Here is a 25041-nt window from a genome sequence, read left to right as displayed (position 1 = left end):
GTGATAGTTGTTGCTGTAAAGGAGAGAAGATTACAATGAGTATTTCTACTGATTTATATCGTACTTTTTTAGGGGTGGGCTTACACCTGTCTTTTTCAAAAGCAGCGAAAGAGATAGGTGTATCGCAATCGGCCATCAGCCAAAGTATTAAGCAATTGGAAAAAGAGCTCAATATGGTGCTGTTCGAACGTACGACCAAATCGGTTTCGTTTACGCCGGAAGGTAAGGAATTGTTTGACACAGTGGCGAAAGCATTTTCCATTCTTGATAATGGCGTGACTCAATTACAGGATCGGTTAACTCATGAACAGGAAAGCGTTAAACTCGCTGCTACCGATACATTGTGTCGTCACTTCTTGTTGCCGTATTTTAAGATATGGCAGGAACAGGAACAGGAGACAGGTCTTCAGATTACGAACCGTCCATCCCCTGATTGCGTGACTATGGTGGAAAACCGTGAAGTACAGCTCGCTATTGTCAACACGTATGAAGGCTTGGAATCTAATCCGCAACTGGAAGTTATTGAGCTGCAAACGATGCAGGACATCTTCGTAGGCGGCCCGTTTTATAAAGGCATGGGCACAGTTGATGTGAATCGTCTCTTACAGGAGCCGTTATTACTGTTGACGCAGGGCGCCGCCAGCCGTGTTTTTTTTGACAAACTAACTAATAAAGCATTCAAAAAACCATCCTTCGAGCTCGGCAGCCTTGACGTGCTGATGGATTTAGTAGAAATTAACATGGGCATATCGCTCGTACCGGATTTTTTGGTAAAACAGAAAATCAAAGAAGGCCGTGTGGTGGAAATTAAAACGGACATCGTAGTACCGCCGCGCAAGATTGCTTTGGTTCGTTCTCGTTTGTTGCCGATATCCCAAGGAGCCGCCAAATTTATTGACCTTCTGCTTAAGAAGTGATATTGTAGAATAATCAAGAAGAATAATTAAGGAGACTTTCGCATGGAATTATTAAAACAACGCATTATGGAGGAAGGCATTGTTCTGAACAATCGCGTCCTAAAAGTTGACAGCTTTTTGAATCATCAAATCGATCCAAAATTGTTTGTCGCTATGGGTAAGGAAATTGCGGCGCGCTTCAAAGATAAGGGCATTCAACGTATTGTGACCATCGAAGCTTCCGGGATTGCCGTAGCCTTGCCGGTGGCGATTGAAATGGATGTGCCATTGGTATTTGCGCGTAAGAAAAAATCGATTCTTATGACAGATGACGTATATCATTCTGTTGTATATTCCTATACTAAAGAGGAAAATTATGATGTAACTATCTCCAAACGATTCTTGCCGGAAGGTGAAAAAGTGTTGATTATCGACGACTTTTTGGCCAGCGGTGAAGCAGCTATGGGGCTTTGCAAGTTAGTGGAAAGCGCCGGGGATACGGTAGAAGGTATTGCTATTGTTATTGAGAAATCCTTCCAACCGGGCCGTGAACGCTTAGAGCGGGCAGGCTACGATGTACAGTCTTTAGTACGCATTAAGGCGTTTGAAAACGACCGTTGTGTATTTATTGAAGAATAATATTTTATTAGTTAAGGGGTGTAAGTTATGAACAGTAAAGCGGAAAAATTTGATCAGTTTTTGGCGGAACAAAACAAAACATAACATAACATAACCGGTTGGTTTGTTAAAGAAGAACATCAAGATGATGCCAATTCTGTAGTATATCGCGGTCATTTCGATGTAGCCGCACAACAATTGCCGTTGTTTGTGGTGCTCGATGATACGGTGTTCAATTTGATGCGCTTAATCGTGACTACCGGTGCGGTACCTGAAGATCGTCGTCAGGCGGTTGGCAGATACTTAAACGAATTAAACGGTCAGTTCAAAATTTTCAAATATTATTTAGGTGCCGAAGACCATGTGATTTATATGGATATCAGTGTTCCGTCTGCTGAAAATAACTTCAATCCTGAATTGTTGGTTCGTCTTTTGGCTGAAGTATTGGAACCGCATTTGGAAGAATTCTATCCTACTATTTTAGGTAAAGTTTTGGGGACCGAAACCGATCCTGCCGAAAAAGTAAACTAAGAGGTGCATTGTGGCAAACGCTAAGAATGAGAAAAGTGCAGTTTTTGAAAAGTTTTTGATTTCAGAAGATATTACCTGCTTCGACAAACGTAACATTGAAGATGAAGAAGATACGGTTGTATATCGTTCCTACATGCAAACTGATATGGGCGATATGCCTATCTTTGTGTTGCTCGATGCGACGATTTACAGCGTTATTCGCGTTGTGGTAGGTGCCAATGTGGTGACTTCCGAGAATTATCAGGCTATTACCGATTTTATTAATCGTGAAAACAGCATCTACAAAAACTTCAAATATTATGTTGAACAAGATGACAACAGTGTGTATTTAGACTGCATTTATATCAGTTCCAATACGGCGTTTGAGCCTGAGCTCTTATATGTGTTAATGAATCAAATCGTTCAATATATGCCTAAGGCTGTGCCGGCTTTGAAAGAAGCCATGGGAATCGAACAATTGCCGGATCCTTTTGCGCAACATGCCCATGAACATTAATAATCAAGGTGTTTTCTTATGTAAATAAGGGAACATCTTTTTTTTATAAAAATATCGATATTAATGTTCGGATAGTATCGAACGTTAAGAAAAGAATAATCTTTATATATTCGGATATTGTGTTGACTAATAAGAGGGCTTTTGTTAGAATTTAGATAGAAAGACTAATTCTGACCGCAGGGTAGTTTTTATTCTACAGCTAGGAGGTATACACATGAAAGTTGGCATCGTAATGGGTAGTGACTCTGATTTGGGAATTATGAAAAAAGCCGCCGACGTATTAAAGGAATTCGGCATTGACTATGAAATGGTTATTGCATCCGCTCATCGTACGCCGGAAGAAGTTAAGAAATTTGTAACACGTTTGGAAGCAGAAGGGGCTATCGCGTTTATCGCAGGCGCCGGCGCTGCCGCTCACTTACCGGGTGTAATCGCCAGTTTCACCGTATTGCCGGTAATCGGCGTACCGCTTAATGCGACTGCATTAAAAGGCATTGATGCTTTATTGGCCATCGTTCAGATGCCATCGGGCATGCCGGTAGCCACTATGGCCGTAGACGGCGCTAAAAATGCGGCTTTATTTGCCGTTCAAATCGGTGCCGCACAAAACGCTAAATTGAAAGAACAATACAAGACATATCGTGACGACATGGCAAAAGTTGTTATTGCCAAAAACGAAAAACTACAAGCGGAATTAAATACAAAAAGATTCGATTTTTAACACCTTGAGATATAATTTGATTAAAAATTTAGAGTAAAGTTTAATTTTAGTATGATTTTTACAATAAGTCTGAGAAAACACAGGAGGCTATATTATGAAAATGTTATATGAAGGTAAAGCTAAACAAGTATTTGAAACTGAAAATGCTAACGAATATTTAGTACATTACAAAGATGATGCTACCGCTTTTAATGGTGAGAAAAAAGGCACTATCCATGACAAAGGTGTTTTGAACAACAAAATTTCCTCTTTCTTCTTTGAATTGTTGACTAAAGAAGGCGTGCCTAACCATTTCGCTAAACGTCTTAACGATCGCGACCAATTAGTTAAGAAATTACAGATTTTACCATTGGAAGTTATTGTTCGTAACATCGTAGCCGGTTCCTTGTCCAAACGTCTCGGCATCGAAGAAGGTACGCCTTGCAAACGCCCTATCTTGGAATTCTGCTACAAAAACGATGATTTAGGCGACCCATTTGTTAACGAAGACCAAATCCTTGCTTTGGATTGGGCTACGGAAGAACAGATTGCTTTAATCCGTAAATATGCTATGAAAGTTAACGAAGTTCTTAAAAAATTCTTAGCTGACAAAAAAGTAACCTTGGTTGACTTTAAACTGGAATTCGGCGTTCATAACGGTGAAGTATTGTTAGGCGACGAAATTTCCCCTGATACTTGCCGTTTCTGGGATAGCGAAACTAACGAAAAACTCGACAAAGACCGTTTCCGTCGCGATCTCGGCAATGTAGAAGATGCTTACAAAGAAATGTTATTCCGCCTTACCGGCGAACGCGCTTAATAGGAGAGAGCAATGCATTACGACTCTGTATTTGACAAGTGGCATGAAGAGTGTGGAGTATTCGGTATTTACGACCGTCATTTGAATATAGGTAATTTTACCTACTGGGGCCTATTTGCGCTCCAACATCGCGGCCAGGAAAGTGCCGGTATCGCCATCAGTAATGGCAAAGATATTGAAGTAACTAAGGGCATGGGCTTGTTGACGGAAGCGATTAAAACGTTACCGGATGTAGAAGGCGGCTTCATTTCTTCCGGTCACGTTCGTTATTCTACGACGGGCTCCAATAACCCTAAAAATATTCAGCCTTTGGTGATTCATTATCAGGGCGGTGACATGGCCGTAGCGCATAACGGCAACCTTACCAATGCGTTGGCTCTTCGCCGTGAGTTGGAAGATAACGGATCTATTTTCCAGACTACGATGGATTCGGAAGTTATCGTAAACTTGATTGCCCGCTCTAAAGCAGCCAATACGGAAGACCGTATTATTGAAGCGGTGCGTCGTATTGAAGGGGCTTTTTCCCTCGTTATCAGCACGAACGACAAATTAATCGGCGTCCGTGATGCCAACGGGTTCCGTCCGCTTTGTCTCGGCAAAACCGAACACGGCTATGTGCTTTCATCTGAAACCTGTGCCTTGGATGCGATTAAAGCGGAATTTATCCGTCACATCGAGCCGGGTGAAATGGTTATCATCGATGATAACGGTGTGCGCAGTCGCTTGTTTGTAGAATCGGGAAAAGAAATTAATAAAGCACTTTGTGTGTTTGAATATATTTATTTTGCTCGTTCCGACAGTGAAATTGACGGCCAGAGTGTGTATCAGGCCCGCCTTAACATGGGCCGTGAACTTGCTCGTGAAACCAAATATGATGCGGATCTTGTCATGTCCATTCCGGATTCCGGTACGACGGCCGCTTTAGGTTATGCTCGTGAATCGGGGATTCCGTTCGGCGAAGGTCTTATTAAGAACCGCTATATGGGTCGTACCTTCATTAAACCTGACCAGGCACAGCGTGAATTGGCGGTGCGCATGAAACTCAATGCGGTAGCCGATGTGGTTAAAGGTAAACGTATCGTCTTAATCGACGACTCCATTGTACGCGGTACTACCAGCGGCATCATTGTGCGCATGCTCAAAGAAGCGGGCGCCAAAGAAGTATACATGTGCGTCAGCTCGCCGGCTATTGAATATCCTTGCCATTACGGTATTGATACGTCGGTCCGTAAAGAGTTGATTGCAGCGACACATACGATTGAAGAAATCAGAGATTATATTAAAGCGGATAAACTTCACTATTTAAGCCGTGAAGGCTTGTGCCGTGCAGTCAGCGGTGTTCCGGAAGCGGAACTGTGCTTTGCCTGCTTCGACGGTGATTATGCAGTAAGTGTTCCTATGGACGAAGATGAGGGAGGCAAATATGTGCTCGAATAAAGGCGGAATTACCTACCGCGATGCCGGTGTTGATATTGATGCCGGCAATAAAGCGGTCGAACTTATGAAAGCGGCGGTAAGACGTACGTATACACCGGGCGTTGTCGGTGATATCGGCGGTTTTGGCGGTTTATTCTCGTTGGCCGGTTTTGATATGAAAGAGCCTATGCTCGTATCCGGCACCGACGGTGTAGGGACTAAATTACGCCTTGCCATTATGATGGACAAACATGACACCATCGGCCAGGACTGTGTAGCCATGAGTGTCAATGATATTTTGGTACAAGGGGCTACACCGCTCTTTTTCTTGGATTACATTGCGGTGGGCAAATTAATTCCTGAACAAGTGGCAACTATCGTGCGTGGCGTTGCGGAAGCTTGTGAAGAATCCGGTTGTGCTTTGCTCGGCGGTGAAACGGCTGAAATGGCCGGTTTCTATGGCGACGGTGACTATGATGTGGCCGGTTTTGCCATGGGCATCGTGGATAAACCGCGTCTTTTGACCGGTGAAAACATTAAAGCCGGTGACGTACTCTTAGGCTTACCTTCCAGCGGTGTACATTCCAACGGTTTCTCCTTAGTTCGTAAGATTGTATTCGATCATAAAAATATGTCCTTGCAGGATGAAATTCCTGAATTCGGTAAAACCTTGGGCGAAGAACTTTTGACGCCGACTCGTTTATATCCGAAAGCTGTATTGCCATCCATTCGCAAAGGTCTCTTAAAAGGCATGGTTCACGTTACGGGTGGCGGTTTCTACGATAATATTCCGCGCATCTTGCCGGAAGGCACAACGGCCCGCGTGAATGCCGATGCATGGCCTAAATTACCTGTATTTGCCAAATTGCAGGAATGGGGCAATGTAGATATTAAAGAAATGTACCGTACCTTCAACATGGGTATTGGCATGATTTTAGTCGTTGACCCTGAAAATTTAGCCGCTGTAAAAGCGCAGCTTGCTAAACAAAACGAAGCTGTTTATGAAATCGGTCGCATTGAAGAAGCAGGTGCGGAACGTGTAATTATGGAAGGTCGTGAATTCATTGGCTAAGCGAATTGCCGTATTTGCCAGTGGTCGCGGATCCAATGCTGCCGCTTTATATGAAGCGATTAAGCAAGGTGAAATCAACGCAGAGGTTGTGGTCGTACTTAGCGACCACGCCGATGCGCCGGTGTTGGCTCGTGCCAAAGAATGGGGGGTACCAAACGTCGTAGTAGAGCGCAAAGGCTTTGATTCCAAAGCGTCTTTTGAAAAAGCCATGCTTGACGCTATTGCACCATATGAGCCGGAAGCCATCGTGTTGGCAGGTTACATGCGTCTATTAGGACCAACGTTCATTAAACCGTACGAGTACAAAATTTTAAACATTCACCCGGCTTTATTGCCGTCGTTCCCGGGCCTTCATGCGCAGGGACAGGCCGTAGCGGCAGGGGTGAAAGTGAGCGGCTGTACCGTTCATTTTGTAGATACGGGGATGGATTCCGGTCCCATTATTATGCAAGCCGTGGTGCCTGTCTATGCCGATGATACGGAAGATACTTTGGCGGCCCGCATTTTACCGGAAGAACATAAAACGTATAAAAAAGCACTGGCCCTCTTCTGTGAGGACAAATTATCGATTAAGAATCATATTGTACACATTGAGGACTAGCCCTTGGGCGGTCCTTTTGTGGCCATTTGTGCAATTTTGTTGGCTTAGGTCTGTTGTAGGAGGTCTTGTATGATTAAAAATGCACTCATCAGTGTATCCGATAAAACCGGCATTGTAGATTTTGCCAAATCCTTGGCGGAATTAGGTGTCACCATTTATTCCACAGGCGGTACTTTCCGTGCCATCGCTGATGCAGGCGTTACGGTGCATCAAGTGGATGAATTGACTAAATTCCCTGAAATGATGGATGGTCGTGTGAAAACGTTGCATCCTATGGTGCATGGCGGTATTTTGGCGGTACGCGACAATGAAGAACATGTAAAAGCTATGGAAGAACATGGTATTCAACCGATTGATTTGGTGGTTGTTAACTTGTACCCGTTCCGTGAAACCATTGCCAAACCGAATGTGGCCCTTGAAGAAGCCATTGAAAATATTGATATCGGCGGTCCTACCATGGTTCGTTCCGCTGCTAAAAATAATGCCTTCGTAGGCATCGTAGTAAATCCGGAACGTTATGACGAAGTCATTGCTCGCCTCAAAGCTGACGGCGACTTGGGTCGTGATTTCCGCTTTGCCTTGGCCAAAGAAGCGTTTGCTCATACAGCGGCTTACGATACGGCCATTGCCAACTATTTCAGCGAACAGCTCGGTCAGACACCGTTCCCACCGGAATACTTACAGGCTTATGAAAAAGTTACCGACCTTCGCTACGGTGAAAACCCGCATCAAAAAGCGGCTTTTTACAAAGAAATCGGCGAAGTGTCCGGTATGGGGGCCATGAAACAGCTTCACGGCAAAGAGTTATCCTACAATAATATCGTTGATATGGAAGCGGCTTGGAATATGGTTTGGGAATTTGAAGAACCGGCTGCTTGTATCATTAAACATACTAATCCTTGCGGCGCTGCCATTGGTAAGGATTTGCACGAAGCTTACGTCAAAGCATACGAAGCGGATTCCGTATCGGCTTTCGGCGGTATCGTAGCCTTAAATCGCGAAGTGGATGAAGCAACGGCTACGGAAATGAGCAAACTTTTCTTGGAAGTTATTATGGCGCCTAAATTCTCGGCGAAAGCCCTCAGCATTTTGACGGCGAAGAAAAATATTCGCCTCGTTGAATTGGCTCAGCCGAAAGCGGACCAAGTAGTAGTGAAAAAAGTATCCGGCGGTTTATTGGTACAGACAGAAGATGATTTGAAAGAAGATGAAGCATCTTACACAGTAGTAACGAAAGTTCAACCGACCGAAGCGCAGTGGGAAGAACTTCGCTTTGCCTGGAAGATGGTAAAACATGTAAAATCCAATGCTATTTTAATTGCTAAAGATAAGCAGACCTTAGGCGTTGGCGCCGGTCAGATGAACCGTGTGGGCGCCGCTAAAATTGCCCTCAAAGAAGCAGGCGATAAAGTGAAGGGCGCAGTCCTCGCATCGGATGCATTCTTCCCATTCGGCGATACCGTAGCGACGGCAGCAGAACACGGCATTACAGCCATTATCCAACCGGGCGGATCGATTCGTGATGAAGAATCCATTGCTAAAGCCGATGAAGCGGGCATTGCCATGGTATTCACTCATGTTCGTCATTTTAAACATTAATGAGGAGGCTTTATGAAAGTTTGTGTAATTGGTGGCGGCGGTCGTGAGCACACCTTAGCGTGGAAATTGGCTCAAAGTGATTCGGTTGAAAAAGTATATGCCATTCCGGGCAGTAAAGCCATGGAAGATGTGGCAGAGTGCATAGCTATTGATTGGCAGGACTTTGGTGCCGTAACTGATTTTTTGACAAAAGAAAATATCGACTTGGTGGCAATCGGACCGGAAGCACCGCTCGTAGCAGGCCTCGCCGATGCGGTGCGTGAAGCGGGCATTGCCGTATTCGGTCCTTCAAAAGCAGCGGCTCAATTGGAAGGGTCCAAGGTATTTGCCAAAGACTTGATGAAAAAATACAACATTCCTACAGCAGCTTACGGTGTTTTTGATGATGTGGCAAAAGCAGAAGCTTTCATCGATGAAACCGGTGCGCCTATCGTTATTAAAGCGGACGGCCTCGCTGCCGGTAAAGGCGTTGTTGTAGCCATGACCGTAGAGGAAGCGAAAGCTGCCGTAGTGGACATGCTTTCCGCTAATCGCTTCGGCGATGCCGGTCATACGGTAGTTATTGAAGAATTTATGAGCGGCGAAGAAGCGTCTTTATTGGCTTTCGTAGATGGTACCACGGTAGTGCCGATGATTGCTTCGCAAGATCATAAACGTATTTTTGACGGTGACAAAGGCCCGAATACGGGTGGCATGGGGACCTATGCACCGGCTCCGGTAATGACGGACGCATTGCTTAAAGAAGCGTACGATAAGGTGTTGGTACCTATGGTGGCAGCGATGAAAAAAGAAGGCATGCCCTATGTAGGCTGCTTATATGCAGGCCTTATGATTACCCCGCAAGGCCCTAAAGTAGTAGAATTTAATGCCCGTTTCGGCGATCCGGAAACACAGGTTGTTTTGCCTTTATTGGATGGCGATTTAGGCGAGATTATGATGGCTTGTGCTAAAGGGACTTTAACCGAAGATATGGTGGCATGGAAAAAAGGTAGCGCAGCTTGCGTTATTTTGGCCTCTGCCGGTTATCCGGAAACATCCCACAAAGATGATGTAATTGACGGCGACTTGAGCTTTACTGATAATACCTTAATATTCCATTCGGGAACCGCTTATAAAGATGGCCATTTTGTGACTGCCGGTGGTCGTGTGCTCGGTATTGTAGGTCTTGGTGCCGATTTGCAGGTAGCTTTGGATGTAGCGTACGAAAGAGTAGCCAAAGTAGGCTTTGAAGGGCGTCAGTATCGCAAAGACATTGGTCAAAAAGCATTTGCTCATTTGAGATAAAATTCATCAATTTGTGAAGTTTCAAATCAACTTATTTACGCCTATTGAAAAATAGGTGTATAATAATAACACAATTTATCTATTTTGAGTAGTATATGATAGGCTAATGAAGCGGGGCGTGATAGTATGGCGTTATACAAAAATCTTAAACGAGTTCGGACGAGGACCGGCAAAAGCCAGTTGGAAGTAGCACATAGTGTAGGGATTAGCAATGCAGCCCTTTCCAACTATGAAACCGGTTATCGCGAGCCCGATTTAGAAACGTTGAAGCAATTAGCCGTATATTATGGTGTATCCTTAGATGAATTGGCTGAGGTTAAGCCTAGTGCACCTCTGGTTTACGACTTATGGGCTGTTATTAAAAACAAGGAAATAGCTTTTAATGGCAAACGATACGCCTTGAAGCCGTCACAGCGTCAACAACTGCGCAAGCAGTTGGCCGCTTTTTTTGAAAAATACGACCCGGTAGTCGATAAAGTCGAGAAATAAGGTGCCCCATAAGGTAATCGAATTGATATGAATGACTATAGTAGTTGTAGCTATATTTAGCCTATTCATAATACAGTAATGAATACATCGAATTGATTTTTAGTTGTGAGTAATGGTATGTATGCATTAAAATAGACGAAGTACTAAAAAGGAGTTCGGTCTCAATGTTCTACGTTGAGATCAGCTCCTTTTTGGCTTTTGATAGACTATAGGCCATGGTCTGTAGATTGATATTATTGATTTATGGATATGTTTGATATAAAAATCGGTGTTTTGGCACGTGGTTAAATTATATTGAAAAAAGTGATTGTAAAATAAAAATGGCAGTACCTATTACGATAAAATAATAGGTACTGCCATGATGTTTAATTAGCGACTGATTTATGCTGGGCTGTTTTTACAGTGTAATCGTCGAACCGGGTTCAACTACGAGGCCTTTTTGATTGTGCTTAGCTTTTAGTTCTGCCACAAAGGCATCCGGCTCTTCGTCGATAACCGGCCAAGTTTTGTAGTGAATCGGAATGGTTACGTCTGCTTTGATGAGGGACGCTGCGAGTAGCGCATCTTCCGGTCCCATGGTAAAGTTATCGCCAATTGGTAATAATGCGTAATCCAATTGACCAAAGCGATTTAAGTACTGCATATCGCTGAAGAAAGCCGTATCGCCGGCAAAGTAGAGTGTTTTATCGTAGAAAGTAACGATAACGCCTGCTGCATGACCGCCCGGAATACCGGCACCGTGGAAGGCAGGGGTAAGGCGGATGGAACCGAATTCAAAGTCGTGTTTGCCGCCCAAATGCATGGCGTGAGCTTTAAGACCGGCCTCTTCGGCTTTGTGCGCCACTTCGGCGGTAGATATTACGAGGGCATCATTGGCTTTGCCAATAAGGTCCGCATCGCCGTAATGGTCGCCGTGGCCGTGGCTGATAAAAATATATTGGCATTTAATATCTTCCGGTTTGGCTTTTTCCCAAGTATTGCCGTTGAAGAACGGATCAAATACGATAGATATTTCGCCGTTGGATAACATAAAGGTAGAATGACCGTAATACGTTAATTTGACTTCCATAAAAGACGCCTCCTTGTGATTTAAATATTAGACTACTGTTATAATTAATGATACCATAGAAATAGATTGAATTACATAAATTTTACATATTTCAAACTATATGGATTTTACATATTGTAAGCTGTTGGAAATAATAGAGGATAGATTATGGAATTGACACATTTTGATGAAGCCGGTAATGCTCGCATGGTAGATGTGAGTGAAAAGGCGGTGACGGCCCGAACGGCGGTGGCGGAAGGCTATATTTCGGTTAATGCGGAAATTTATGAGCGCATTAAGGCGGGGACTATGAAAAAAGGCGATGTTTTGGCGGTGGCTCAACTGGCGGCGATTATGGGCGCCAAGAAAACATCGGATTTAATCCCTTTGTGTCATCCTTTGATGCTCAGCAAGGTGGCTGTTATTTGTGAGCTTGATGAAAAACGCCGGGCCGTGCGCATTGAAGCTACGGTTAAAACATCAGGTCAAACCGGAGTCGAAATGGAAGCGTTAACCGCTGTACAAGTGGGGCTCCTTGCGGTATTCGATATGTGCAAAGCCATCGACAAGAGTATGGTTATGGGGCCTGTTTATTTAGTGGAAAAAGCGGGTGGCAAGAGCGGTCATTTTGTTAATAATAATCGACCGGCTAAGTAAATTTTAGAATGAAATATACTAAGTGGTGTTTTCAAAGATAAAGTACCCTATCCTCAATAAAGACTTGAACCATACTCCATAATTAGGTAAAATAAGATATTAGACTAAATAGATTCAATGACAGAAAAGAGTGTATTATGGAAATTGTATTGGTAGAACCGGAAATTCCCGGTAATACAGGAAATATTGCCCGCCTTTGCGCGGCCAATCACATGACCTTACATTTGGTAAAACCGTTGGGTTTTAAGTTGGAAGATAAATACTTAAAACGAGCCGGTCTCGATTATTGGGATCTGGTGGATGTACAGGTTCATGAAAACTTACAAGAAGTATATGATAAATATCCCGATCGTCGTTATTTCTATGCAACGACTAAAGCGAAACATACCTATGCCGAAGTAGAGTATCAAATCGGCGACATGTTGGTTTTCGGTAAAGAAACTAAAGGGTTACCGGAAGACTTGTTGGCGGCGAATTATGACCACACAATTCGCATCCCCATGATTGCGGAAGCCCGATCCTTGAATTTATCCAATTCGGTGGCGATTATCGCCTATGAAGCGATGCGCCAGTTGAATTTTCCGGATTTAAGAAACTTTGGTCATTTAACAATGAAAGGTGGAATTTAAAAAATGAATTACGATAAGGCTTACGAATTACAAAAAGCAATGCGTGAAAGTGAAGAATATAAAGCGTTGATGGATGCGCAAGCTGCTGTTGAAGGTGACAGCACTGCTAAAGGTTTAATTGAACAATTCTTGATGCAACAGATGCAATGGGAATACGCTAAAATGGCAGAAGCACCTGAAGCGGAAGAAATCGGTAAAAAATTGGAAGAATTAATGCCTATGATTCAAGCTAACTCCGGTGCTCAAGCGTATTTACAAGCTCATGTACGCTGGACTCAAGTTTCCAATGATATTTATCGTATTATCAGTGAACCTATTACAGAAGGAATGAAAATTCTTGAAAAAGATAAACAGTAATCTACAAGATCTTTATACTGATTTACAGCATTTGGTTGCACCCGGTTCACTGTGCTGCGATGAGCCTTTGTCAGCTCATACGACGTTTAAAATCGGCGGGCCTGCGGATATTTTCGTGACGCCGCAGACCATGTTACAGTTGAGCCAAGTATTGGCAGCTATTCATAAAGCGGGTGTACCGCTTACCGTGTTGGGCAGTGGTTCCAACGTATTGGTGCTGGATGGCGGCATTCGCGGTGTCGTTTTATCGTTAAGTGATATGCGTGAGACTATGGCAGCGATTGATGGGGTGTTAACCATCAGCGCCGGTTATATGTTAAAAGACGCGTCGGAGTTTGCCTATGCGGCCGGTCTTACGGGCTTGGAATTTGCCATCGGCATTCCGGGCACGCTCGGTGGTGCTGTATTCATGAATGCCGGCGCCTATGGTGGTGAAATGTGTCAGGTAGTAACCAAGGTACGTGCCGTTGATATGGCCGGTCAGGTAAGAGAATACAGCGCGGAAGAATTGGCGTTTGCTTACCGTCACAGTCGTTTTCATGAAAGTCATGAAATCATTGGCGAAGTAGATATTCGCTTAAAAGATGGCGATAAGGATGAAATCTTGGCCCTCATGGAAGATTTTACGCAACGCCGTGAGAGTAAGCAACCCCTTGAATATGCCAGTGCGGGATCTACGTTTAAACGGCCACCGGGATATTTTGCAGGGACGCTCATTGAGCAGACCGGTCTTAAGGGCCTCGCTGTGGGTGATGCGGAAGTGTCCCAAAAACACGCCGGTTTTGTTATTAATAAAGGACAGGCATCGGCTGAAGATGTGCTGAATTTAATTCACAGTGTCCAGGCCCGGGTTGCGGAAGCACATGGCGTTAATCTGGAGACGGAAGTGCGCATTATCGGTGAAAAGGCTCAAAAGTAAGAATATTTTGATTTTGTACGCGAAACGCCTCTTGAATCATTGAAGAGGAGTAAAAAATTTATATAAGCTTTTGCCCGAACGGGGTACTCTCTCTATCGAGAGTATTCTAAGTAGGGCAAAAATTATTATATCTAGAAATATTAAAATGTGGTTGACATCACTGATGTTAACCATGTATAATATTTCGGTAAGCATTTGAATCTTATTCCATTAGCCCCGGAAAGAGAGCAGGATGCTTTTTGGTAAAGTTAGTCGTTATGAGGAGGAATTAGCAGCATGAAAACCACATATATGGCCAATCCGAACACTATCGAACGGAAATGGTATGTTGTTGACGCTGAAGGTAAAACTTTAGGACGCCTTGCTGCCGAAGTAGCTAAAGTTCTTCGGGGCAAAAATAAACCAGCTTTCACACCACATGTTGACACCGGTGACCACGTTATCGTAATCAACGCTGAGAAAGTTCGTTTCACAGGTAAAAAATTAGAACAGAAAATGTATTTCCGTCATTCCGGTTATCCGGGCGGTTCCACATTCGTTACTCTTGGTAACATGTTGGCAAAACACCCTGAACGCGTTGTGGAAATGGCAGTTCGCGGGATGCTTCCTAAGAACAAATTAGGCCCTCAGATTTATCGCAAATTGAACGTTTATGCAGGTCCTGAACATCCACATGCAGCTCAGAAACCTGAAGTTTTGGAATTTGATATTCGGTAATTTCCGGGAGGAGGAACATACACATGGCAGTAGCTCAGTACTACGGTACAGGCCGTAGAAAATCTTCCGTTGCCAGAGTTCGTCTGGTACCGGGCACAGGTAAAATCACGATTAACAAACGTGAATTAAACGAATACTTCGGTCGTAAGACTTTGGAATTGATTGTAAAACAACCGCTTAACCTTACCGGTACGGTTGAACAATATGATGTAATCGCCAGCGTTGAAGGTGGCGGTCCATCCGGTCAAGCAGGTGCAATCCGTCACGGTATTTCCCGTGCGTTGCTCGGCGTTGACGAAGAACTTCGTCAGTCCCTCAAAAAAGCCGGTTTCTTGACTCGTGACCCACGTATGAAAGAACGTAAAAAATACGGTCTCAAAAAAGCTCGTAAAGCATCCCAGTTCTCGAAACGTTAATACTTGCTTTTTCAAAACCCCTACAGGCTTTGAACTGCTACCCGTCAAGTAGACACTCGAAAAAATAAAATTAGTTTTGTATCTGCCACCGGTTTCCGGTGGCAGTTTTTTCATGCTGCTAACCAATATTTAGCATGTTTTGAGTTATAGGACAAAAAGTGTGTGTAGAAAGTGCTGCAAACCTAGATAGATACTGGGTTTGTAGCACTTTTATCTTTTTTGACAAAGATAAAGGGTGGACAAAAAGTGTGTGTAGAAACATGCGGGAACCCACATAGCTACTGACTACAATGGTATTATATCTTCCTAAATAAAAACATAAATAGGAGGATGATTAATATTAAACAAGTAGTTTGCCCTGATTGTGGTCGAAAATGTATAAAACACGGTATATTGAAATCCGGTTCTCAGCGATGGTTTTGTAAGCACTGTAAAGTCGCTTTCACTAACACAATTAACACCGAGAGTAATGATCTAAAGCTGTTTTTAAAATGGTTATTTAGTAAACAGTTGCAGCAGGATATGCCTGGAGGAGGGCGTACATTTAGACGTAAAACCGCTAAATTTTGGTCCATATGGTGCCTCCCTCCAAAGATTGAGGAAGTATATGATGTGCTTTACTTTGACGGCATATACTTAACGCGTAAGCTCTGTGTTCTTATTTGTTGTAGTAAGGACCATGTGTTAGGCTGGTATGTATGTAGATATGAGAACTCTAGAGCTTGGCAAGCATTAATGGACCGCATTGCTCCTCCGCGTGTTGTTATCTCAGATGGCGGGTCTGGATTTGCTAAGGCCTTAGCAAAGAGGTGGCCGACAAGTAACCATCAACGCTGCTTATTTCATGTTTTTGCACAAGTAAGAAGGTATACAACTTCTGCACCAAAAACAATAGCCGGCAAGGCTTTATATGAACTGGCAAAGCGTTTATTTAAGATTCAATCGATAGATGATGCCTATACTTGGATTGATGGATTATTAGCTTGGAGAGAAGAGTTTGATGACTTCTTACGTGAAATGACAGTCGACGAAAATGGGAATAAAAGGGCTACTCATGAACGCCTCTTAAAAGCTGAGGCAGGACTTTTACGATTAATTAGAGATGACACTCTATTTACTTACCTGACGTTTGTAGATATTTCCGTACCTACAACGAACAATCGACTGGAAGGAGGTGTTAATGCGCAACTTAGGGGGATGTTACGAGATCACAGAGGGTTATCCTTAGAAAGACGATTAAAAGCGGTCTATTGGTGGTGTTACGAGCACTCACCTAGACCGCTTCCTGTTGCTGAAATATTAAAATGTATGTCTACAGATAAAACAATCGCTGCTACTTACCGTAGGATAATGCGGAATAACCGTGTTGATAATATCTTACCGCAATGGGGGGATGCCATTATTTGGAATGAGTTTCATATGTCCACGGAATTTCCAATTTATTGGGATTAACTAAAAAAGCCACACACACTTTTTGTCCTATAAGCCTGATACGAATGTCAAGAAGACCACAGACACCGTGCAGGTATCCGGGATGCCCGAGACTGGTGCCATATGGACGGAAGTATTGTGATGAACATGAACGGCAGTGCCAGGGGGAACGGAAGAGCGCGGGGCTGCGTGGCTACGGGAGAGTGTGGCAGAAAGCCAGGAGGTTCTTCCTGAAACGTCATCCCTGGTGCGTCCGCTGCAAGGAAAAGGGACGGCTCGTCCTGGCAACCGTTGTGGATCATATCAAGCCACACCGCGGCGACCCGGATTTGTTCTGGGATGAGAAGAGCTGGCAGCCCCTTTGCAAGAGCTGCCATGACCATAAGACGATGACCGAAGACCGGGACATCGAGTAAAGGTGGTAGAATACAGCGTAGGTACAGACAACAAAGTTGCGATGGATGTCGTCGATAAGACTGGCAAGACGATCGGTGCGGTCACCATTACCGATGTAGCGAAAGCCTCTGATGTGGGCAATATAGGCAAGATTCACCAAGACCTTCAGAATACAGATGGGAGTAAGACGACAGTCGTCGATGCAGTAAACAATCTGGACAATAAGGTCGGAGATCTGAAATACAGTGCTGTCACCAAGGGTGATATCAAAGACGGAGACAGCTCGACAACGGCGATAGGCAAGCTAAACCAGAAACTGTCTGGCGTAGCTGCTGTAGCAGGTCAGCACAGCAGTGTTTCTACTACAGATGCAAATATCCAGATCCAAGAGGGAACCAATGCAGCGGGTGGCAAGGATTATGCGCTAAGCCTGAACAAAAAACAGAATCTTACTAGCGTTGTCACAGGTGATACAAGGATGGATACGAATGGTATCAAGGTCGGGGACAAAGTCACTCTTACTAAGGATGGCTTGAGCGCAGGTGATACCAAGATCACGAATGATGGTCTTTCCATCGGTGATAAGACCTATGTGACCAAGGATGGCCTGAATGCCAATGGCAACAAGGTAACTCATGTGGCTGACGGCAAAGTCGAAAAAGGCTCCAAGGATGCAGTCAACGGCGGTCAGCTATACAACACGAATCAGATGGTCATCAATAATGTAAATAATATTTCCAGCTTGGGAAATGCGCTTGGCAGGCTCGCTCATCGCGTGAATAAGGTCGGTGCAGGGGCAGCTGCTCTTGCAGCACTCCATCCGCTCGATTTCGACCCGGATGATAAGTGGGATTTTGCCGCAGGTTATGGCAATTACAATGGCGTGAATGCGGCGGCCATTGGTGCATACTATCGTCCAAATGAAGACACGACGTTCTCTGTCGGAGGCAGCTTTGGAAATGGAGAGAATATGGTGAATGCGGGCGTGAGTGTGAAGCTTGGGCAGGGAAATCATGTTTCTACTTCCAAAGTCGCTATGGCGAAGGAAATCAAGGAGCTTCGCAAGGAAGTCGAGGCATTCAAGTCTGCACTTCTGGATGGACATGCTGGCCGGAAGTGGAATACGTCGAAGCTGCAACTCTTCCCGGATGTGTCTCAGAATCACTGGGCTTATGAACAGCTCTCTATCCTGAAAGCCAATGGCGTCATTGCAGGCTATCCAGATGGAAAATACGAGGGGAGCGTCCGATGACGCGTTACGAATTTGCGACCATGCTTTTTAGAGCGATGGAAAAGGGTGCCGTTCTTTCGGATCGGATGTTTACGGAATTCGCTCCGGAACTGGAATGTTTTACTGTGGATGCTGTCCATACAGATAAAGATGGCAAACCGACGGTCGAACGTGTTCGTATAGCCAAGACCGAAAGATCATAAGTAGGTGGAATCTTCCTTTTTAAACAACTTCTTATGTAGGCTCAATGAGAATGGCAGGGAAGGTGCGGCGCTATAGAGATTTCTCGCTTTTAGGGCGCATCTTACCAAAGTAAAGGCAGTATGAGAACTGATATTTCTTGTACTGCCTTTTTATCTGTTCATTTTTGTGAAACAAATTTGAAATTTTCAGAAATTTTCAAATTTCATATGAAAGTAATGATGGCTTATACTGAATTTTAATGAATATGCAATGATTCAGCAAGAGATAAAAGGTAATTCTTCTTTTTCTTTATAAACTTATATTAGGCCCCAAAAAAAGATGTTGACGGAACTTAGAAGTAAGTGGTATAGTTAAGTATTTTATTAGGCCTCGTGTAGACATGAAACCTTAATCGCTATTATATGATCAACATTTTTGGAGTAGCCCTTCATGAAACAACAGAAGAAATCAAGGAATGCTGGGAAACCGAAGAGAGGAGGGGGGCCTCTTTGTTGTTTTATCTAATTCTTGGGAAGGAGAGTCTGTGATCATCATAGTGTGGCGAAAGAGTCGTTGGAAATATTGATTTTGCTGTACAAAAGGAAATCATTATAACGACATAACGACATGGAAAAGAAGTATTTTGAGGATTTGCTATTAAGGCCATTACGCTCCCTGTGTTTGTAAGAAATCTGGCAAGAAGATCAACGTATTAGGCGCTAGAGATAGATGGTGCCGCTTTTGTTCTAAACCATGTGAAAAGCTGTACTGGAAACATCGTGAAAGGGATAAAGCTATGTTTTATCGCTTGCTCTATTGCCAGTATTGTGGAGAGACAGTGGTCCTAATGCTGCAAGAGATGTTATTTAGCAAACAATTGAGTGACAAGAAAAATAGTGAATGGTTAGTAAAAGTAAAGTGGATTATCGTTTTACACTGTATTTCAAGGGAAGAGGAGGATGTATCATGAATTTGGATTACAAAGTTGTTTGGAGCAAAACGAAGAATTGCTATATTGTGGTTTCTGAGATTGCGAAAAGACATGGAAAAGGAAAACCTGCACGTACATGCGCTGCCGCTCTTTTAGCTGCATTTGCTCTTACTAGCGTTATGGGAATGAGCGAGGCACAAACAACAACTACTATCAATGACAATGCGATTAATACCAATGCACTGAATGCAAAATACAACCTGTCCGTAGGTACTGCAAATGAAAACGGCACCATGCCGTTCTTCGTAAACAGCAACGGCGCATTCTATGCTGCCAACGGCAAATTGGTGGTAGATAAAGACGGCAAAGTAACCGCAACCGCAGGCGAAATCGGCAACGTAGTTCTGAATAATGGCGTATTCACCGGTAATTCCAAACTGCGTGATGGCGAGCTGTTCGTAGGCGATGCAAGCGGCAACTACAGCCAAATCACTCCGAATTCCGCTAAACTTGGTAAGGTTAGTATTGACAAAGACGGCAATATCATAGGGGCCAATGCGATTAAAACCAATGCACTGAATGCAAAATACAACCTGTCCGTAGGTACTGCAAATGAAAACGGCACCATGCCGTTCTTCGTAAACAGCAACGGCGCATTCTATGCTGCCAACGGCAAATTGGTGGTAGATAAAGACGGCAAAGTAACCGCAACCGCAGGCGAAATCGGCAACGTAGTTCTGAATAATGGCGTATTCACCGGTAATTCCAAACTGCGTGATGGCGAGCTGTTCGTAGGCGATGCAAGCGGCAACTACAGCCAAATCACTCCGAATTCCGCTAAACTTGGTAAGGTAACTATCGATGAAAAAGGCAAGATTTCCGGCGTAGCAGCAGGTACGTCGGATACCGATGCTGTCAATGTAGGGCAGCTGAAAAATGCTGTCGCAGATTCAGCGAAAGCTTCTGATGTGGGCAATATAGGCAATATTCACAAAGAGCTTCAGAACAAAGATGGGAGTAAGACGACGGTCGTCGATGCAGTAAACAATCTGGACAATAAGGTCGGAGATTTGAAATACAGTGCTGTCACCAAGGGGGATATCAAAGACGGAGACAGCTCGACAACGGCGATTGGCAAGCTAAACCAGAAACTGTCTGGTGTAGCTGCTGTAGCAGGTCAACACAGCAGTGTTTCTACTAACGATGCAAATATCAAGATCCAAGAGGGAACCAATGCAGCGGGTGGTAAGGACTATCAGCTGAGCCTGAACCCGGATCAGAAGCTTCATAGCGTCACCACAGGCGAAACAAAGATGGATACGAAGGGCCTTTCCATCGGCGACAAGACCTATGTGAGCAAAGACGGCTTGAATGCCAATAATCAGACCATCACGAATGTAAAAGACGGAAAGATTGAGGAAGGCTCCAAGGATGCCGTGAATGGCGGACAGCTGTATGCGACAAATCAGCTGGTAAAGGATAATGCTAGCAATATTTCGCTTCTTGGTAATTCAATCAATAGGCTGGACAATCGTGTGGACAAGGTCGGTGCAGGGGCAGCTGCTCTCGCCGCACTCCATCCGCTCGATTTCGACCCGGAGGATAAGTGGGACTTTGCAGCAGGCTATGGCAACTACAGTGGTGCAAGTGCCGTGGCGCTCGGTGCATACTATCGCCCAAATGAAGACACGATGTTCTCTGTCGGTGGCAGCTTCGGCAATGGAGAAAATATGGTGAATGCAGGCGTAAGCCTGAAACTCGGTCATAGCAACCATGCACCGGCTTCCAAAGCTGCTATGGAGAAAAAGATCAGTGCTCTTAGTCAGGAAGTAGAAGAGCTGAAGGCTGCAATCGCGGATCTCCGCGCAGCGCAGACGAAAGCAAAAGATGCAACAGCAAAAGACGCACAGAAGAAATAAGCTGGGTTTGACGACCGCATTTATTTTGGCGTGAATATGAAAGTTGGCAGAAAAGACTTAAAGACTTTTTCTGCCAACTTTTTTTGCTCTTTGTCAAATTTTGGGGCCTATAGGACATTTTGAGTTGGTTTTTAGGGGCTGTAACGAAATTGAGTTTTTTAACTCACATTTCAGTTACAGCTCCCTTTTCAATTAAAACAAGGATATTTCCAAAATCAACAATTCTGAAAATATCCTTGTTTTTTTGTTTTTTAGCGCACTTAAATAAGCCTTTAGCTTTTGGCTTTTAATTACGCAGCAGAATTAGTTTCGAACAACCGTTGACCTAATCGCTTCTTCTGTATTCGGTTATGCAGCTTCAGTAAATTGTATCCAAAAGCTAATAGTAATAAATCTTTTTCTACGTTAACTTTGCCTCGGTGCCTGAACCTGGTGTATTCAAAATCTTCTTTTGTTATGCCAAAAGCACCTTCCACCTGAATAGAACGGTTTACTCGAAGTTGTAAGCCATAGTCACTATCAAATACAGCCTTGTTTTTGGCTAATAATTCGCGGTAATCAGTAGCAATATATATCGTCTTATTCCCCTTAGGAAGTTTTCCGAACTTAAGTTTTTGGCATTCCTTACGTAAGCCACAATAATTGCAGTTTTCACACCGGTATACTCGGTTTTGCTTAATGAAACCGGTCTTACTTTTGTTTCTGCGTATGTATTGGAATCGTAATGTACGGCCTTTGGCACAAGTAAATGTATCGGTCGCCTCATCATATACCATGTTATCCGCTCGACCAATATCTTTCTTATACTTTTTCGTTTTACTCAATTCATATGTACTTGGTTTAATACAAGTTTTGTAATCATGAGCCCATAACCATGCCAGATTTTCGTTGCTGTCATAACCGGCATCAGCTACCACATATTGAAAGTGTTGTTTGTATTGTCCTTCTAATTGTTGCATAAATGGAATTAAGGTGTTCGTATCTGTAGGATTTGGAAATACGCCAACGCCCATAATATATTCACTATGAACAGCTAGTTGAACATTGTAGGCCGGTTTTAATTGGCCGTTTAACATATGATCTTCTTTTAGTCGCATAAACGTAGCATCATGATCAGTTTTAGAGTAACTGTTGCGAAAGCCTAGAATAGCTAACTTTTCATCATATTCATTTCGCTTGTCACGCAAGGCTAAACAGGATTCAAAAGCTCTTTGCAATGGATGTTTTCGTTTACCGGTACCGTGTACAAACTCAATTTGCTTTTCGCGTATGGATTGCTCCAGCAAAACCAATAGTTCATCTTCAGTCATATCTGAGACGTCTATGTCCAAAAGATTTTGTATTTCATATTGAAGAACTAACAATTTATCCGGTAACTTAGCATAGTGCTTAAGAATTGCCTTTTTCCACACAAAGGTGTATTTATTTGCATAGGCTTCCCATTTAGTTCCGTCGATGAATACTTCAGAAAAATCTAAGCTGTCAAATTCACTTAATGCTTGAATAAATTGAGATAACAAATCTCTAAGTACATCAACAGTTAAGCGTTGAAAGAATCGATGAAATACCATATGAGACGAAGTCGGATAGCCCTGTAAGAGCCACATGTAATGGATATTTTTAGTGCATTGCTCAGCAATTTTGCGAACAGATACAATGCCTTCGGTCATAGCTAACACATAGACTTTAAACAAAAGATGGGGAGGTACTAAAGATTTTCTTCCTTTTGAAGAATATAAATGCTGCAACCTTGTATAGTCCAGTTCCTCCAATACAGCATCCAGTAATCTCACCGGTTCTTTTGGTCTGATCTGAAAGCCATAATCCAATGATAAAACTACTTGGCGAAAGCCAGAAAGTTTAGTATAATTGCCTTGTTGGATATGGTTTCTGTTCATAAATTAATTATACCAACAAAGAAGGCTCTTCGGGGCCTTTTTTCTTATACAAATATAGCAAGAATGCGGCTTGAAGACACTTTCGTATCTTCAAACCGCATTCTTGTTTTTAGGGGTGTATTTCGTTACAGCCCCTTTTAAATTTTTTATTAGATAGTAAATTGCAATATGAAATTGAACACTTTTAAAACCCCGGTAACTTATTAACTTCTTCAATGAAGACTTCTTGTGGTGTCCGGTAGTTCAGAATTTTGCGTGGTAATGTATTACACCAATCGGTAGCGCGTCGAAGTGTTGCTTCCGAAACATCACGAATGGCAGTTCCTTTGGGAATAATACGGCGCAATAAGCCATTGTGTCGTTCGTTGGAATCACGTTCCCAAGCTGCATACGGATGAGCAAAAAACACTTGTAGATACTCTGTTTCTAACTCAGCAATAGATGCAAATTCAAGACCGTTGTCGGCTGTAATCGTCTTGCAGAGTTGCTGTAGTGAGTCACGAGTACTGAAGCTTAGCAACCAGCTTTCTAGCGTTTTTTTAATATCAGCTGCTTTAGCTGACGGAGAACGCAACGTTACATAAGCCCGTGTTTTACGTTCCAATAAGGAAATAATCACTTCATCATGCTTATCTTTAATGCCACGGACAGTATCAAGTTCCCAATGACCAAACTCTTCACGAGTCAGAATAGACTCATCGCGTAGATCAATAGATTTGCCAAGGTTTTTCTTGTGTTTACGCGTATTAGATTTACGCGTAGAACGACGTAATACTAACGGTAAATCCATGGGCTTAATACGGAGAAGACCTTCATGTAGATAGTTATATAAAGTTTTAGTAGACACCATTTCATTACGTACAAACAAGTACTTACGTAAGGCGTAGCCTACGGCAGCATCAAGCGACCATTTATGGATTAATACCTGATTTTCTACCCGGGAAAGGAACGGTACAATAATACCGGCTTTCCGAGTGTTGAAGGAGCCCTGACGGGTTTTCTCATAGTTAAGATGTCCATAATCTGCCAAGTACATTAAAACTCATTTGCCGGCTTTAATTTGTTCTACAGAACCGCGCTGTATCTCGCTTTGAATCGTTGTACGAGAACGGCCTAATGCATTAGCAATCGCTGTTTTTGATACACCTGCTTGTAATTGTTTTTCAATAAAAAAGCGTTCTTCGTAAGATAAGTGTTTGTTTGTACGTAATGATGTGTTATGATTAGTAGAGTCCATAGTGATATCGATACCTCGTGTAAAAGATTTTAGATTAGAAAACTTAATCATAACACAAATCGGTATTCACTATGGATTTTTTATATGCTTAATTTCAGTTTACAATTAACCATTTGTTATCGTTGTATTTACGTTACATATAGGGGCGTATAGTTCTGAAATTTTGCGTAGTAGCATTCAGGCAGTGGCACAAGGTGAAAAAGAAGCGGCTATGAGCTTGGGAATGACGAGCTTTCAAAGCTATCGTCGGGTTATTTTACCGCAGGCGTTTACCATGGCGATTCCGCCGCTCATCAACAGTGTTATCGGCATGATGAAAGGGACTTCGTTAATTTTCAACGTAGGCGTAGTAGACATTATGCGCCGCGCTGATTTGATGGGTGCTAACTCACAGCGAAGTTTAGAACTCTTTGTGGACGTAGCCATTATTTATGGTATGTTAGTATTGATTATTTCGTTAATTGGGCGGTTCTTAGAGCGTCGTTACTCCATTAGTGAACGAGTAGGGCGCCATACAGCAGCACGCACCGTAGCAAGTAAGGGGTGAGGC

General features: G+C 43.3%; 26 protein-coding genes and 1 pseudogene. 24 read left to right on the top strand and 3 right to left on the bottom strand.

Features of this window, described 5'->3' with window-relative positions; genetic code table 11:
• Positions 1 to 35: 35 nt before the first annotated feature.
• The 12 genes from CCC71_RS10170 to CCC71_RS10115 all read left to right on the top strand — a co-directional run bounded on the left by CCC71_RS10170 (position 36) and on the right by CCC71_RS10115 (position 10522).
• Complete coding sequence (locus CCC71_RS10170; protein WP_226974145.1) at positions 36 to 917, top strand: LysR family transcriptional regulator; 882 nt, start codon at positions 36 to 38, stop codon at positions 915 to 917.
• A gap of 42 nt (positions 918 to 959) precedes the next feature.
• Complete coding sequence (locus CCC71_RS10165; protein ID WP_021841905.1) at positions 960 to 1535, top strand: xanthine phosphoribosyltransferase; 576 nt, start codon at positions 960 to 962, stop codon at positions 1533 to 1535.
• A gap of 90 nt (positions 1536 to 1625) precedes the next feature.
• Positions 1626 to 2045 carry a YbjN domain-containing protein gene (locus CCC71_RS10160; protein ID WP_156704524.1) on the top strand — a complete coding sequence of 140 codons (420 nt, stop codon included), beginning with the start codon at positions 1626 to 1628 and terminating at the stop codon, positions 2043 to 2045.
• A gap of 10 nt (positions 2046 to 2055) precedes the next feature.
• Positions 2056 to 2541 (top strand): hypothetical protein, encoded by a 486-nt coding sequence (locus CCC71_RS10155; RefSeq protein WP_021841903.1) that lies wholly within the window; start codon positions 2056 to 2058, stop codon positions 2539 to 2541.
• A gap of 214 nt (positions 2542 to 2755) precedes the next feature.
• On the top strand, positions 2756 to 3262 hold the full coding sequence (purE, locus tag CCC71_RS10150) for a 5-(carboxyamino)imidazole ribonucleotide mutase (RefSeq protein ID WP_021841902.1): 507 nt from the start codon (positions 2756 to 2758) through the stop codon (positions 3260 to 3262).
• A gap of 94 nt (positions 3263 to 3356) precedes the next feature.
• Entirely contained in the window at positions 3357 to 4061 is a 705-nt protein-coding gene (gene purC, locus CCC71_RS10145; protein WP_021841901.1) for a phosphoribosylaminoimidazolesuccinocarboxamide synthase, read from the top strand.
• 12 nt (positions 4062 to 4073) lie between these two features.
• Positions 4074 to 5498, top strand: coding sequence for an amidophosphoribosyltransferase (gene purF, locus CCC71_RS10140; protein WP_021841900.1), 1425 nt, complete (start codon positions 4074 to 4076; stop codon positions 5496 to 5498).
• Positions 5485 to 6549, top strand: coding sequence for a phosphoribosylformylglycinamidine cyclo-ligase (gene purM, locus CCC71_RS10135; RefSeq protein ID WP_021841899.1), 1065 nt, complete (start codon positions 5485 to 5487; stop codon positions 6547 to 6549). The genes purF and purM overlap by 14 nt, the downstream gene beginning before the upstream one ends.
• Positions 6533 to 7150, top strand: coding sequence for a phosphoribosylglycinamide formyltransferase (gene purN / locus CCC71_RS10130; RefSeq protein WP_226974144.1), 618 nt, complete (start codon positions 6533 to 6535; stop codon positions 7148 to 7150). The genes purM and purN overlap by 17 nt, the downstream gene beginning before the upstream one ends.
• 69 nt (positions 7151 to 7219) lie before the next feature.
• The gene (gene purH, locus CCC71_RS10125) at positions 7220 to 8749 is read left to right on the top strand and encodes a bifunctional phosphoribosylaminoimidazolecarboxamide formyltransferase/IMP cyclohydrolase (protein ID WP_021841897.1); all 1530 of its coding nucleotides are present in this window, start codon (positions 7220 to 7222) and stop codon (positions 8747 to 8749) included.
• Between the two features lie 12 nt (positions 8750 to 8761).
• A complete protein-coding gene (gene purD / locus CCC71_RS10120; RefSeq protein WP_247239841.1) occupies positions 8762 to 10033 on the top strand; it encodes a phosphoribosylamine--glycine ligase in 1272 nt (423 codons plus the stop codon).
• 126 nt (positions 10034 to 10159) lie between these two features.
• Positions 10160 to 10522 carry a helix-turn-helix domain-containing protein gene (locus tag CCC71_RS10115; protein ID WP_021841895.1) on the top strand — a complete coding sequence of 121 codons (363 nt, stop codon included), beginning with the start codon at positions 10160 to 10162 and terminating at the stop codon, positions 10520 to 10522.
• Between the two features lie 397 nt (positions 10523 to 10919).
• On the opposite strand, the gene CCC71_RS10110 is transcribed toward CCC71_RS10115, so the two are convergent.
• A complete protein-coding gene (locus CCC71_RS10110; RefSeq protein WP_021841894.1) occupies positions 10920 to 11591 on the bottom strand; it encodes a metal-dependent hydrolase in 672 nt (223 codons plus the stop codon).
• A 147-nt stretch (positions 11592 to 11738) separates the two neighbouring features.
• Here CCC71_RS10110 and moaC point away from each other — a divergent pair, with 147 nt between their 5' ends.
• From moaC to CCC71_RS10055, 11 genes are all read left to right on the top strand, one after another.
• The gene (moaC, locus tag CCC71_RS10105) at positions 11739 to 12227 is read left to right on the top strand and encodes a cyclic pyranopterin monophosphate synthase MoaC (RefSeq protein WP_264294453.1); all 489 of its coding nucleotides are present in this window, start codon (positions 11739 to 11741) and stop codon (positions 12225 to 12227) included.
• Positions 12228 to 12364: 137 nt separating this feature from the next.
• Positions 12365 to 12856 carry a tRNA (uridine(34)/cytosine(34)/5-carboxymethylaminomethyluridine(34)-2'-O)-methyltransferase TrmL gene (trmL, locus tag CCC71_RS10100; protein WP_021841892.1) on the top strand — a complete coding sequence of 164 codons (492 nt, stop codon included), beginning with the start codon at positions 12365 to 12367 and terminating at the stop codon, positions 12854 to 12856.
• 3 nt (positions 12857 to 12859) lie between these two features.
• Positions 12860 to 13213, top strand: coding sequence for a YlbF/YmcA family competence regulator (locus CCC71_RS10095; protein WP_021841891.1), 354 nt, complete (start codon positions 12860 to 12862; stop codon positions 13211 to 13213).
• Positions 13194 to 14132 carry a UDP-N-acetylmuramate dehydrogenase gene (gene murB / locus CCC71_RS10090; protein ID WP_021841890.1) on the top strand — a complete coding sequence of 313 codons (939 nt, stop codon included), beginning with the start codon at positions 13194 to 13196 and terminating at the stop codon, positions 14130 to 14132. Before CCC71_RS10095 ends, murB begins: the two co-directional genes overlap by 20 nt.
• 276 nt (positions 14133 to 14408) lie before the next feature.
• Complete coding sequence (gene rplM, locus CCC71_RS10085) at positions 14409 to 14849, top strand: 50S ribosomal protein L13 (protein ID WP_296333558.1); 441 nt, start codon at positions 14409 to 14411, stop codon at positions 14847 to 14849.
• 23 nt (positions 14850 to 14872) lie between these two features.
• A complete protein-coding gene (gene rpsI, locus CCC71_RS10080; protein WP_006555777.1) occupies positions 14873 to 15265 on the top strand; it encodes a 30S ribosomal protein S9 in 393 nt (130 codons plus the stop codon).
• Positions 15266 to 15604: 339 nt separating this feature from the next.
• Positions 15605 to 16717, top strand: a complete 1113-nt coding sequence (locus CCC71_RS10075; RefSeq protein WP_296333636.1) for an IS1249 family transposase — start codon at positions 15605 to 15607, stop codon at positions 16715 to 16717.
• Between the two features lie 182 nt (positions 16718 to 16899).
• On the top strand, positions 16900 to 17112 hold the full coding sequence (locus CCC71_RS10070; protein WP_296333555.1) for an HNH endonuclease: 213 nt from the start codon (positions 16900 to 16902) through the stop codon (positions 17110 to 17112).
• A gap of 41 nt (positions 17113 to 17153) precedes the next feature.
• Positions 17154 to 18344, top strand: coding sequence for a YadA-like family protein (locus tag CCC71_RS10065; protein WP_295248254.1), 1191 nt, complete (start codon positions 17154 to 17156; stop codon positions 18342 to 18344).
• A complete protein-coding gene (locus CCC71_RS10060; protein ID WP_021840115.1) occupies positions 18341 to 18526 on the top strand; it encodes a hypothetical protein in 186 nt (61 codons plus the stop codon). Before CCC71_RS10065 ends, CCC71_RS10060 begins: the two co-directional genes overlap by 4 nt.
• Positions 18527 to 19472: 946 nt before the next feature.
• Complete coding sequence (locus CCC71_RS10055; protein ID WP_296333554.1) at positions 19473 to 21356, top strand: ESPR-type extended signal peptide-containing protein; 1884 nt, start codon at positions 19473 to 19475, stop codon at positions 21354 to 21356.
• A 290-nt stretch (positions 21357 to 21646) separates the two neighbouring features.
• Here CCC71_RS10055 and CCC71_RS10050 read toward each other — a convergent pair whose 3' ends face one another.
• The gene (locus CCC71_RS10050) at positions 21647 to 23254 is read right to left on the bottom strand and encodes an IS1182 family transposase (RefSeq protein ID WP_296333552.1); all 1608 of its coding nucleotides are present in this window, start codon (positions 23252 to 23254) and stop codon (positions 21647 to 21649) included.
• Between the two features lie 159 nt (positions 23255 to 23413).
• Positions 23414 to 24491 (bottom strand): annotated as a pseudogene (locus tag CCC71_RS10045) (IS30 family transposase); the annotation flags it as partial.
• Between the two features lie 118 nt (positions 24492 to 24609).
• Between CCC71_RS10045 and CCC71_RS10040 the strand changes: the two are divergent.
• Positions 24610 to 25038, top strand: coding sequence for an amino acid ABC transporter permease (locus tag CCC71_RS10040; protein WP_156704966.1), 429 nt, complete (start codon positions 24610 to 24612; stop codon positions 25036 to 25038).
• Positions 25039 to 25041 lie beyond the last annotated feature (3 nt).

It is taken from the genome of Veillonella sp. LMAG:90, assembly GCF_008679445.1.
GTDB lineage: Bacteria > Bacillota > Negativicutes > Veillonellales > Veillonellaceae > Veillonella_A.
The sequence above is the reverse complement of the archived record's forward strand: the minus strand, read 5'-3'. Positions and strand labels throughout refer to the sequence as shown.